Source organism: Shewanella sp. MM_2022_3 (assembly GCF_022557375.1).
Taxonomy (GTDB): Bacteria; Pseudomonadota; Gammaproteobacteria; order Enterobacterales; family Shewanellaceae; genus Shewanella; species Shewanella xiamenensis.
Genome location: NZ_JAKZGV010000012.1, coordinates 49,533 through 60,846, shown reverse-complemented (window position 1 = coordinate 60,846; position 11,314 = coordinate 49,533). Strand labels below are relative to the sequence as shown.

The 11,314-nt window shown below is 45.8% G+C and carries 13 protein-coding genes and 1 other RNA gene; 6 read left to right on the top strand and 8 right to left on the bottom strand.

Going from position 1 to position 11,314, the window contains the following annotated elements; translation table 11 throughout:
• Positions 1-3 precede the first annotated feature (3 nt).
• Genes MMG82_RS09320 through MMG82_RS09300 form a run of 5 tightly spaced genes read left to right on the top strand, consistent with a single transcriptional unit; the run spans position 4 to position 3,367 of the window.
• A complete protein-coding gene (locus MMG82_RS09320; RefSeq protein ID WP_241406795.1) occupies positions 4-777 on the top strand; it encodes a TSUP family transporter in 774 nt (257 codons plus the stop codon).
• Positions 768-1,436 carry a primosomal replication protein gene (locus tag MMG82_RS09315; protein ID WP_170919380.1) on the top strand — a complete coding sequence of 223 codons (669 nt, stop codon included), beginning with the start codon at positions 768-770 and terminating at the stop codon, positions 1,434-1,436. Before MMG82_RS09320 ends, MMG82_RS09315 begins: the two co-directional genes overlap by 10 nt.
• Positions 1,437-1,445: 9 nt before the next feature.
• A complete protein-coding gene (locus MMG82_RS09310) occupies positions 1,446-2,138 on the top strand; it encodes a DUF2057 domain-containing protein (RefSeq protein ID WP_037428139.1) in 693 nt (230 codons plus the stop codon).
• A gap of 5 nt (positions 2,139-2,143) precedes the next feature.
• Positions 2,144-3,046 (top strand): histone deacetylase, encoded by a 903-nt coding sequence (locus tag MMG82_RS09305; RefSeq protein ID WP_241406794.1) that lies wholly within the window; start codon positions 2,144-2,146, stop codon positions 3,044-3,046.
• Between the two features lie 33 nt (positions 3,047-3,079).
• Entirely contained in the window at positions 3,080-3,367 is a 288-nt protein-coding gene (locus tag MMG82_RS09300) for a late competence development ComFB family protein (protein WP_037417243.1), read from the top strand.
• A gap of 151 nt (positions 3,368-3,518) precedes the next feature.
• Here MMG82_RS09300 and ffs read toward each other — a convergent pair.
• The 8 genes from ffs to pspA form a co-directional block, all read right to left on the bottom strand.
• Positions 3,519-3,616, bottom strand: an RNA gene (gene ffs / locus MMG82_RS09295) — signal recognition particle sRNA small type.
• Between the two features lie 234 nt (positions 3,617-3,850).
• The gene (locus MMG82_RS09290; RefSeq protein WP_241406793.1) at positions 3,851-4,216 is read right to left on the bottom strand and encodes a ComEA family DNA-binding protein; all 366 of its coding nucleotides are present in this window, start codon (positions 4,214-4,216) and stop codon (positions 3,851-3,853) included.
• Positions 4,217-4,430: 214 nt separating this feature from the next.
• Positions 4,431-5,624, bottom strand: a complete 1,194-nt coding sequence (megL, locus tag MMG82_RS09285) for a methionine gamma-lyase (RefSeq protein ID WP_037417238.1) — start codon at positions 5,622-5,624, stop codon at positions 4,431-4,433.
• Positions 5,625-5,937: 313 nt separating this feature from the next.
• Entirely contained in the window at positions 5,938-7,134 is a 1,197-nt protein-coding gene (locus MMG82_RS09280) for a TIGR01620 family protein (RefSeq protein ID WP_241406792.1), read from the bottom strand.
• Entirely contained in the window at positions 7,131-8,588 is a 1,458-nt protein-coding gene (locus MMG82_RS09275; RefSeq protein WP_037417233.1) for a YcjX family protein, read from the bottom strand. Before MMG82_RS09275 ends, MMG82_RS09280 begins: the two co-directional genes overlap by 4 nt.
• Before the next feature lie 115 nt (positions 8,589-8,703).
• Positions 8,704-9,090, bottom strand: coding sequence for an envelope stress response membrane protein PspC (gene pspC / locus MMG82_RS09270; protein ID WP_037417230.1), 387 nt, complete (start codon positions 9,088-9,090; stop codon positions 8,704-8,706).
• Positions 9,077-9,316, bottom strand: coding sequence for an envelope stress response membrane protein PspB (gene pspB, locus MMG82_RS09265; RefSeq protein ID WP_086024023.1), 240 nt, complete (start codon positions 9,314-9,316; stop codon positions 9,077-9,079). The genes pspC and pspB overlap by 14 nt, the downstream gene beginning before the upstream one ends.
• A gap of 17 nt (positions 9,317-9,333) precedes the next feature.
• Complete coding sequence (gene pspA / locus MMG82_RS09260) at positions 9,334-10,017, bottom strand: phage shock protein PspA (protein ID WP_011071928.1); 684 nt, start codon at positions 10,015-10,017, stop codon at positions 9,334-9,336.
• 177 nt (positions 10,018-10,194) lie between these two features.
• Between pspA and pspF the strand changes: the two genes are divergently transcribed.
• Positions 10,195-11,286 (top strand): phage shock protein operon transcriptional activator, encoded by a 1,092-nt coding sequence (pspF, locus tag MMG82_RS09255; protein ID WP_241406791.1) that lies wholly within the window; start codon positions 10,195-10,197, stop codon positions 11,284-11,286.
• Positions 11,287-11,314 lie beyond the last annotated feature (28 nt).

Here is an 11,314-nt window from a genome sequence, read left to right as displayed (position 1 = left end):
GATTTGGAGTTGTTACTCGAGCCCAGTAACTGGGCCCTGTTGGCTGTCATTGGCTTAATTGCAGGTTTTATCGATGCCGTGGTCGGTGGTGGCGGCCTGCTCTCCATCCCAGCCCTACTCACCCTAGGGATTCCACCCCACACCGCCTTAGGTACCAATAAATTTGCTGCCAGTTTTGGCTCCTCGATGGCGGCTTGGACCTATTATCGCCAACATCTGCTCAAACCCAACTTTTGGTATATGGCGTTTATCGCCACCTTTATTGGCGCGGTTTTTGGCAGTGTATTAGTTTATTTGTTAAACGCGCAGTGGCTTGAAAAAGCCTTACCACTGCTCATTATTGGCATTGCAATTTACAGTTTGCTGAGCCCTAATGCCATCTCGGATACCGATTGTCAGACGCCGACAAAAGCCCAATCCAAGCTCAAGCAAAGCCTGCAAGGTTTATTACTAGGCATCTACGATGGTTTTGCTGGTCCCGGCATTGGCGCCTTTTGGACAGTGAGTTCAGGTTCATTATATAAATTACCTCTTTTGCATAGTTGCGCGCTCGCTAGAGCCATGACTTTTACCAGCAATTTGACGGCGCTGGCGATCTTTGGCTTTCTTGGGCAAGTCCATTGGCAAATTGGCCTGTGGATGGGGTTATGTATGATGCTCGGCTCCTTTATCGGCGCTCGCTGTGCGATAAAATTTGGTATGCCTTTTATTCGGCCTTTGTTTATATTAATTGTCCTGTCAATTGCCGCTAATCTGGCGTGGAGCGCATGGTTTTGAACACTTCGCAGCTAATCAGCACGTTGAAAAATCAGCTAAAAACATTAGAGCAAGAAGTACTGCAACACGACAGTCATCTTGCGCCGAGCCAACGCAAACTCCTACTAGATATTGAACGCTTTAATCAATCGCTGTTTATTCAAAATGGCGCCCAGTTGATGCCCTGTATTGAACAAATTCGAAGTAGTATCGGTCAGTTAGAGAAGCAAATCGCCCTAAAACTCGCGCCGCAAACCATCGCCTTAAGCTGTGAACGTATTCAAGACCGTTTTACTGCGGTTAAACGGGCGCTACTGACGACCTCAATCGATATAAAGTCTAAAAATCAACAACGTGCCAGTAAGCGCGCACGTTTTGCCCAACAACAAAACCAATCGCATCAAGCCAGCGGGTTTGCTTGGATCGCCAGCAATGTGTTACAAAATAGCCACGAAATCTATGCCGAACTGAATAAGCATCTGAATTGGGCGAAAAAATTTGAACAAAAAATTGCAGAAATGGAGTCAAAACTTGAAAACTGTCATAGTGCTGACAAAATCCGTTTGCAAAATGACATCCTTTTGATGCATCGTCGTTTGGGAAAATGCAGGCAAGCCATCAGTTATATCGAAGATCGCATTCAAGCATTCGAACGTCCGCATCAGAGCCATAATCGTTAAGGAGCAACAATGAAATCACTTTTGCCAATCAGCAGCCTGCTAATGCTACTCGGCTCTGCCTCAGCCTTTGCCGCAGATCTGAATATCCCTATGTCCTTCGAATACCTTGCCCTCGATGGCAAAAAAGTCGAGTCCAGCGTATTCAACCATAAAAGCAGCTTAGAGTTGGCGCCCGGCACCCACAAAATCGCCATTCGCTACCACGAAATGGTGGAAGACGATTTTAGTGACAGCCAAACCTTTGTTAAGTCATCTCCTTTTATTGTGACCTTAGAGGTTGATGGCGATCATCAATACTATTTACAAGCCGCTGAAGGCAAAGTCGTTAAAAAGCCTAAAGTGTTTGCCCAAAATCCCCAAGTCGTGTTAACCCGCTCCGACAAAGGTCAGGTTAATTACCAAGTGGCAAACACCGATATTGAAGAAGAAGGCTTTGTCTCTCGTCTCTTTAGCGGTAACCAAGCGGTAGATGTGTCAGGCACAGCAGCCGCAGTAACAGGCGCAGCAGGCACAGCAGCGGTGGTTGCCGCGCCAGCACCCACTTCGGCGCAGGCAGCAGTTAAGGCAACCTCATTAACCGCTCCGGTTGATACTTCTAAAGCGGCTGGCGCAAATCCACAGCAGATGTTGCAATACTGGTGGTTACAAGCCGATGAGAAAACACGTAAAGAGTTTATGAGCTGGGCTATTTCACAACTCTAATCCAGATGATCCCATTGGTTTATCACGCCAGCTACTCCAAGCTGGCGTTACCCGCCCATCACCGCTTTCCCACAACCAAATACGCACGTCTTTATCAGTATCTGCTCGATAATCAACTGGCTGTTGCGGATCAATTTCATACTCCCTCGCCGATGACGGCTGAAGATGTAATGCAGGTGCATCAGCAAGATTATGTCGAACAATTTATTCAAGGTACCTTAGCCAACACGGCCTTAAGACGCATCGGCTTTCCATGGAGTCAAGCCTTGGTCGAGCGAACCTTGCATTCAGTGTCAGGAACGAGTTTGACCGCAAGCTTGGCGCTACAAACGGGTATAGCCCTTCACTTAACCGGCGGCTATCACCATGCTCATTATGACTTTGGCAGTGGTTACTGTATTTTCAATGACTTGATTATCGCCGCCCGCAGACTTATCGCCGAGCAGCAACTGCATAAGGTATTGATTTTTGATTGTGACGTGCACCAAGGAGACGGCACAGCTACCCTCAGCCATAGGCATCAAGGCATTATCAGTTGTTCCATCCACTGCAAAGAGAATTTCCCCAGCCGTAAACAGCAGTCACACTATGATATTGAACTAACGAAAGGTGCTGATGATAGCGCCTATCAGGAAACCGTCGAACAGACTCTCGAGCTGCTTATTCGGCTCCATCAACCAGATTTAATCCTGTATGACGCTGGTGTTGATATTCATCAGGACGATGATTTAGGCCATTTACAGATCAGCCAACAAGGGCTCTATCAACGTGATATTACTGTGCTCTCCATGGCAAAAGCGGCAAATATTCCTGTTGCTGCGGTAATTGGCGGCGGCTACAGCCGAGACGAACTACAATTAAGCCAAAGACATAGCCAACTTTTTATTGCAGCCAACCATTTGTGGTAGCAAACTCAATAAAAATCATCATGGAGCACAGCGATGCAACTCGAAATCCGCAACTATTACGAAGTTCTCTTAATGGAAATGTTATCCGATGAAGGCCTGATGGATGAATTGCCGGAGGATTATTTAGCCGATCTCTGCTGTGTGACACTCAATCAACTGCCCGTGCGTTATATCCGCCATTTAGTCGACACTTATTTCTTTGAAGATTATGATGAATTGCAGGAACTTAAACGCGAAATACAGGCTGCACTCGAAAAATCGCGAGCCTTTTTAAAACAGAATTTACAAAAAAGAATGCAGCAGGAAGAAGCCAACAGCTAAGTCATACGGTATAGGGCATCGCGACATCGATTTGCAACAAGGTTTTACGAGTAAATTCTGCAGTGTTGCTAAATGCTAAGCTGAGCAGTTATTGCTAATCGCTGAGTTAAAGATAAAGAAGATAGGAAAATGATGGGGAGATTTGGAGGTTCCCCTAGAGCCGACACCCCGGCACACGAGTCGCTTGCTGCGGTTGCTCCCTTCCGGGCCTGGCCGAGTTCACAAGTTATCATTGCGGGGGGACCCTAGGGTCACCATAACTTCAAGTGGATCACCAAAAGGATCATCACCGAACGACGCGGATTATCCCCTATGACCTTTATGGGATCAAGTGCTAATCCGCCCGTTTGATAAATATCCGGTTTAACTGGACAATCTATAGGCAAACCTAAGTATTGAAAATGATAAAAGCCTGCAAAGCAGGCTTTTTATTCGCTAAAAGACGTCAAGCTAACGCAAATGACTCAAGACAATGCCAAGGCGTTACAGCTTAATCATATGACGATTTTGCTCAATCAGCTTAGCACCGATCCCTGAGACATTTGCTAACTCATCAATAGTCTTAAATTGCCCATTTTGAGTGCGATAATCGATGATTGCCTGCGCTTTAGCGGCACCAATCCCCTTTAGCAGTTGTAATTGTTCAGTTGAAGCGGTATTGATGTTGACTTGAGCTGCGTCTGGCAATGCTTGTTTAGCATCGTTTGCCATATTTTTGGCCTCAGTTTTCGCTTGGTTTTGCACCTTACTCGCTTCTTTTACCGGATCAGCTGCCATTACTGGCAAGGTTAACAGGGCAGAAAATGCAATAGCAGATACCATCGCAGGTAAACTAGGTTTTAGTTTCATAATGCTTCCTCTCTCTCCTTGATATTCGGCCTTTCGTCCAACTTCCGTGGCCTCCAATCAAACATAGACGAAGCTTTTATGAATTTCCAAACGCCTAAGTACAAATATTACCTCTGGCTTAAATGTGTAACTTTAGAGCAATGAATTTACAGATAACAATGAAGAAAAAGGATGCGGTTAATGCATCCTTGTTATAAAAATTATCCATAACCAGCTAAACAATCGTTGCTAATGCCTGGCTTAAATCAGCAATAATATCGTCGCAATCCTCCAAACCGACAGAAATTCTCAGCAGATTATCCCCAATGCCCGCAGCTGCCCGCGCTTCTGGAGAATAAGGAGAGTGGGTCATTGAAGCCGGATGCTGAATAAGGGATTCCGCATCACCCAAACTAACCGCAATTGAAAATAATTTAAGCTTGCCAACAAACGCCATAGCCTGAGTAAAATCCGCAGCTAATTCAAAGGCGATCACCCCTCCTGCTCGCTGCATCTGCTGACCAATAAATTGATGACCCGAATGGGATTTAAGCCCTGGATAGTACACTCGCGTCACCGCAGGGTGTTGCTCTAAAAACTCAGCAACCCGCTGGGCACTCTCGCAATGGCGCTGTAAGCGCACATCGAGGGTTTTAAGGCCTCGTAGGATAAGCCAAGCATCATGGGGTGAGATCACTGCACCGATATCCTTTAGGATTTCATACTTCACTCTGTGAAGTTGCTCTTCGCTGCCACAGACGATGCCCGCAATCACATCTCCGTGACCATTTAAGTATTTAGTCGCGCTGTGCACCACTAAATCAATGCCTAGTGCAATCGGTTGCTGCAGTAGCGGCGTCATAAAAGTATTATCGACAATGCTAACTAATTGATGCCGCTTCGCAATATCGGCGATAGCCCTAAGATCAAACACCTGCAGATGAGGATTGACCGGCGTTTCACAAAAAATCACCCTAGTGTTCGGTTTGATTGCCCGCTCAATTGCCGCTAAATCGGTAAAGTCGACTAAGGTGACTTCGATGCCAAAACGGGCAAATTGGCTGGTCATAAGTGCAAAAGTGCACCCATATACCGCATTAGAAGCCACTAAATGATCGCCCATCTGCAAATTAGCGAGCAGCGCCGCCGACACCGCCCCCATACCTGACGCCGTTGCCGCCGCCGCTTCAGCCCCTTCTAAAATCGCCATTTTACGCTCAAGTTCGGCCACAGTTGGATTACCAAGACGGGTATAAATATAACCGGGCTCGTTACCCGCAAAACGCTCGCCACCTTGCTGCGCCGATTCAAATACAAAAGTTGCAGTTTGATAAAGTGGTGTGACTAACGAACCGAAGGCCTCTCGCTCATGTCCTGCATGAATGGCTTGGGTCGCCGCTTTCCACATCTTGCTCGATTCATCTTGCATTGCTTACTCCTTGTTATGCCATTACATCATTCGATTCTTGATTGATTGTTCGAGGAATGATGATTTGCTTGTGTTTTTAGTCCATATAGATAAGTTAATAAAACATTAGCCCTATCGAATAAGCACTAACATACCCTGCTGAACAGTTGAAACCAGTGCAACGGTGAAAATAGCAACAGAACCACTGTAACTAAGTTGTTACATTCAGCGTTTAGGGCAGAACATCGGCGATAAAAAATGCGCTAATGACAGAGTCATTAGCGCATTAGCATTTAGCCTAAAGTGCACTCGCGGTTTTGTGCATTCGGCTATGTTATTTGTCTTTTGCCGTTGAGCTGTTTTTTAGCTCAGCAGCCTCTAATTGGCTCTTAAGCGCATCACGCCCATCTTTGGTCAATAACTTACCAGCAAACTGCTTAAGCTCAATCAACAACTCTTGATGAACTTTCGATAATTTGGGGCGCTGCTCTTCCCTAAAACCGATAGGCCGACACAGTGCCATGGCCTGATATCCTAGGCGCGCCGTTAACAAACCGCCCCCTAATCCTTGGGCAAGCCGCGCGGATAATTTACCGGTCATCTCGACCGACAGCAATTGAGTTCCTAAGTCCGTGACTAACTCACTGGTGCCCGCATAAATAATATTAATCACTATGCTGCGAATGAGTTTAATCCGGCTCCAATAGCCTAACTCTATCCCATAACAGGCAGCGACATCACGCAGCATTCGCTGATTACGCCAAAGAATGATCGCCATATCCAATGCCGCAAGCGGGCTAGCAGCCAATAACACTGCTGATTCAGCCGCATATCGACGCACGACTTTTTTGGCGAGTTCATCCCGCTCCGTTAGGACTAAGTCCTCAAATAACAACACTTTTTCGGCATCGTTATGTTCATCTTTTAACGAGTGACGCAGCCGTTGTAATCCTTGGCTATCGGGGTAATGCCGTACAATATTATCGATAAAGCTATCTGCCTCACCCATTTGCATACTCAGGGCAAGCCTTGCACCTGTATCCTGGGTATCGGCAACCTGTTTTAAGCGTTTTAATTTTCGATACTCGCTAACGGCACCGACTATAGCCCAGCTCCCAACTAAACCAAGCACCACACCATAAAAACTAAATAGCCAAGGACTGGCAACCCAAGCATCCCGCAAACCAAGGCCTGTTTGCACTAGCGTGAGTAGTATTAATGCCATTAGTGATAAGCGTGCCAACCAAGACCAGCGGCGAGATTGATGTAATTTAGGGCGTATCGATGCCACATCTAACACCTGCGGTTGAGCTGCTAACGTCTCTTCAACAACGTCATCAATCGCCTTTATCGGGGTTTGTGGCGCAAACATTTGCGCACTTTTTAACTCATCTGTTGCAGACTGTAGTTTGACCTGTTCAGCATCAAATACTTGCTGCTTTTTAAGCGCTTGAGTTGTAATCGGAGCGACAGACTGCTGCGACTCATTTATTTGCGACTCAGTTGAATGTGGTAACGGGTCTTTTCTCATTCCAGTTTATCCCCTACAAGATACTGCAGAAGGTGATCAAGACGGATATGGTCAAAATGCACCGAAGATGGATCGAGATTACGGTTATCCGGCGGTGCAAAACCGAAAAAGTTAAAGCCTTGCTCACGCCAAAAAGTGGACTCAGGTAAGCGAGTGGGCACTTCGCCGGGAAACAGTGTCAGGGCTTGGCCATTCAATCCTGTGCCCTGCACGACTTCCACATCCCCATCTTGAGTGGTCACCATGCCGTGGCGCGTGGCCTTAATCGCACTAATGGCCATGGTTTCGACTTTACAACCATCAAAACTAGCAAAGTGCTTACTGTGCTTGAGCATATCCGTTAACAGCGACAACACATGACTTTGTTGATCCCGCGTGACATGGTCAACCTTACTGGCGGCAAAGAGCAAACGGTCAATCCGCGGCGCAAAAAGCCGACGTAAATAACTGGATTGTCCGTATTGAAAACTCTCCATAATGGCATTTAGCGCCGCGCCCATATCTTCAAATTGTGATTTGCCACGATTTAACGCACTGAAGCAATCAACGAGCACCACCTGACGATCAAACCCTGCGAAATGTTGTTTATAAAAAGGTTTAACAACCTTAGCGACATACTCTTGATAGCGCTTTTCCAGCACATGAAAAGCGCTGTGCTTCTCACTTTGTTTAAGGTTGCTCCACTGAGCATCAGTCACAGATAACAGCGGGAAAAACGCCAGCAGCGGTGCACCTTGCCACTCACCGGGTAATAACATACGCCCCGGTTGCGCTTGGTAATACCCCTGCACATGCACTAAATCCTGTAATAACTGCTGATATTGATCGGCAAGTCGTTTCAGTTCCGCTTCATCGGCCATCGCCGCTAAATTGAGTGCATTTAACGATGTTTCAAAACCAGCATATAAAGGTGAACTCTTCAAAACCGCAAGCCGTTGCTGCTGGGCAGTACACCACTCAATATAGTTTTGGCGCAGCATAGGTAAATCTAACAGCCACTCCCCTGGATAATCCACAATATCTAAATATAGCGTTGCGGTATCGGCAAACTTGGCGAGTAATCCCTTTTGCGGCCGATATTTAATCGCTAGACGCAACTCTGAAATGGTGCGAGTCGATTCAGGCCAAGTAGGAGGATTCGAAGTCAGCGCTAACATAGCGCCCTGATAATCAAAACTCGCGATTTCAAGATCCGGCTGCATCGCTCGCTTAACCCCAAGCAAACGTTGTTCACGGCTCACCTGCCAAAGAGGCAAACCATGTTGGCGAGAATGCGATTCAGATGATGCAGCACCGCTATTGAGTAATTGATTGACTAACCCTGTAATAAAAGCCGTTTTTCCCGCTCCCGATAACCCTGTTACTGCAAGTCGCAAATGCCTATCGGCCGTTCTGTGGAGCAAAGATTGACTCTTTTGCGTGATTTTGTGGATCGATACATCAAGCATTCCCATAAGGATTTCCCTAAATGTTGAATGAGATAACTATATACTGGAATCAACGAGAGATGACACTGGAATCAACGAAAGATAAAACAACAAGGGCGGACATGGCCGCCCTTTAGAGGGATTACAAGCTATTGATTTGTCTTTTTAAATCAAAATTGTCAGACGTCACATGGCGCTCAAGGTTTTGCAATCTCACCTCAAGGCTCCTAAACTGACGATTCACATCGCTTAGCGCCTGTTTAGCTGGCTCTCCCGACTGCCAAGGTTTCTTCTTCACTTCAATGTCATCCCTAACAGAGCTATTTTGAGGTTTGATATCGAGTATCACCCATAACGCCACATAGATGATAAAGACAACACCCGAACCACCTAATAGAAAGATAGAAACAGCAAGTACGCGTACTAACCAAGTTTCAATCGCAAAGTACTCAGCAATCCCTGCACACACTCCGGCGATTTTACCTGACTGGGGAATACGGTACAAAGTTCGACCACTAGATCCTCTCATGTTTCCCCCTCCATTCAGGCGATTCAGAATCGAGAATCGCCTCTAAGGTTTCGATACGCGCAGCCATTTTATCGGCTTTCGCAATCAAGTCATTCAGCTGTGAAAACTCTTCCTCAGTGAGTCCCTGGCTCACTTGTCGCTTACTGCGATAATGAAGAACTAACCATATAGGCGCCACCACTATCATAAAGATGATAATCGGAGCCATTAGTATGTCCATATCCATAACTCACCTCTAAAATGTTATTCTTTTGACTTTGTGGGAGCTTTGCCTTTCACTTTTGCCTTGAGCGCTTCCAACTCAGCATTGACTGAATCTTCAGCTTCTAATGCCGCAAACTCATCAGCTAAGGTTTTTTTGCTGCCAAGATCGTAGGATTCAACCTGCGCTTCTAATCCTTCAACACGGCGTTCATATTGCTCAAACTTAAGCATGGCATTATCAATTTTGCTTGAGTCTAACTGCTTTTTCACTTCTAAACGTGATGACGCAGTTTGAGTGCGCAAAATAATGGTCTTTTGGCGCGCTTTTGCATCTAACAGTTTTTCCTGTAACAGGCTCACTTCATCTTTTAAACGAGCGATATGCTCATCCAGCACTGCCAACTCTTGGTTTAAAGTATCCACTAAACCCGCCGCTTTTTGTTTTTCAACTAAAGCCGCTTTGGCTAAATCTTCGCGGTCCTTTGAAAGTGCCAGTTCCGCTTTATCCTGCCAATCCTGAACTTGCTCCTCGACTCGGCTGATACGGCGATGCAATTCTTTCTTTTCAGCCAATACCTTAGCTGAGGTTGAACGCACTTCTACCAGTGTATCTTCCATTTCTTGGATGATCAGGCGAACCATTTTTTCAGGGTCTTCGGCTTTGTCGAGTAATGCGCTGATATTAGAGTTAATGATATCGGCGAAACGAGAGAAAATACCCATAATGCTATCCTCAAATTGATGTTGGTCTCGCTTAAGGTAATACACTAACTGTGCCAACTTTTATTTATTATTTAAATTCAATTAGATAAACAAAATTTTAACTTTTCCTTTATTTTACAACGCAAGCCACTTATTATGATTTTCACCAAAATTTAGCGTTAAAGACTAAAAAATATCGTGGATAATAAATTTCAGCAAGACAATCTAATCGGTCAATCAAACGCCCTACTTGAAGTATTAGAGCACGTCTCACAAATCGCTCCGTTATCAAAGCCTGTACTGATCATTGGTGAACGAGGCACAGGTAAAGAGCTGATTGCCGAACGCCTACATTATCTGTCTAAGCGCTGGGATCAAAATTTTATTAAGCTAAATTGTTCATCTTTGAGCGAAAACTTGCTTGAAAGTGAATTATTTGGCCACGAATCTGGGGCCTTTACAGGTGCTAAAGGTAAACACGAAGGCCGTTTTGAACGGGCTGATGGTGGAACACTGTTTCTTGACGAGTTAGCCAATACCTCTGGATTGATTCAAGAAAAACTACTGCGAGTTATCGAGTACGGTGAATTTGAACGTGTCGGTGGCAGTAAAACCATTCAAGCGGATGTGCGCCTTATCTGCGCCGCCAACGAAGATTTACCCTCACTGGCCGAGGCCGGTGAATTTCGGGCCGACTTACTCGATCGTTTAGCCTTCGATGTGATCACACTGCCGCCACTACGTTGTCGTCCAGAAGATATCATGACATTAGCCGAATACTTTGCTGTGGGAATGGCTCGGCAACTCAAGCTCGAACTCTTTAGTGGCTTTAGTGCAAATGCCATCGAGCAGCTCATGAGTCATGACTGGCCCGGTAATATTCGTGAACTTAAAAACGTAGTTGAGCGAAGTGTTTACCGTAATTGCGGTGAAAATCGTCCCATCGAGCACATTATTCTCGACCCTTTCGCCTCCCCGTACCGGCCAACAACTCGAGTGCGCACTCTTGAGCGTCTGGTGGTGCCCACACCGCACTCAACCATCATAAGTCCTCCCACCATTACCGCACAAACCGATACAGATGTCGCTGCACCGAGTGAAGCGCCGTTAAATGACTTTAGTTTTCCATTAGACTTTAAAGAACAAACCGAGCGTTATGAGATGGAGCTTATTCAGCAAGCCTTATCGGCGAGCCAATATAATCAAAAGAAAACCGCTGAAATCTTGGGGTTAAGTTATCATCAGCTACGCGGCATTCTAAAAAAATACAATTTGCTCGATAAAGCATAAGCTGATTGCCCATGGGCGAGATGCACTG

Coding starts and splice junctions, on each gene's coding strand:
- MMG82_RS09315 (WP_170919380.1), top strand. CDS start 768: ATGGTTTTGAACACTTCGCAGCTAATCAGCACGTTGAAAAATCAGCTA.
- MMG82_RS09290 (WP_241406793.1), bottom strand. CDS start 4,216: ATGAAACTAAAACCTAGTTTACCTGCGATGGTATCTGCTATTGCATTT.
- MMG82_RS09280 (WP_241406792.1), bottom strand. CDS start 7,134: ATGAGAAAAGACCCGTTACCACATTCAACTGAGTCGCAAATAAATGAG.
- pspC (WP_037417230.1), bottom strand. CDS start 9,090: ATGAGAGGATCTAGTGGTCGAACTTTGTACCGTATTCCCCAGTCAGGT.
- MMG82_RS09305 (WP_241406794.1), top strand. CDS start 2,144: ATGATCCCATTGGTTTATCACGCCAGCTACTCCAAGCTGGCGTTACCC.
- pspB (WP_086024023.1), bottom strand. CDS start 9,316: ATGGATATGGACATACTAATGGCTCCGATTATCATCTTTATGATAGTG.
- pspA (WP_011071928.1), bottom strand. CDS start 10,017: ATGGGTATTTTCTCTCGTTTCGCCGATATCATTAACTCTAATATCAGC.
- MMG82_RS09300 (WP_037417243.1), top strand. CDS start 3,080: ATGCAACTCGAAATCCGCAACTATTACGAAGTTCTCTTAATGGAAATG.
- MMG82_RS09310 (WP_037428139.1), top strand. CDS start 1,446: ATGAAATCACTTTTGCCAATCAGCAGCCTGCTAATGCTACTCGGCTCT.
- MMG82_RS09275 (WP_037417233.1), bottom strand. CDS start 8,588: ATGGGAATGCTTGATGTATCGATCCACAAAATCACGCAAAAGAGTCAA.
- megL (WP_037417238.1), bottom strand. CDS start 5,624: ATGCAAGATGAATCGAGCAAGATGTGGAAAGCGGCGACCCAAGCCATT.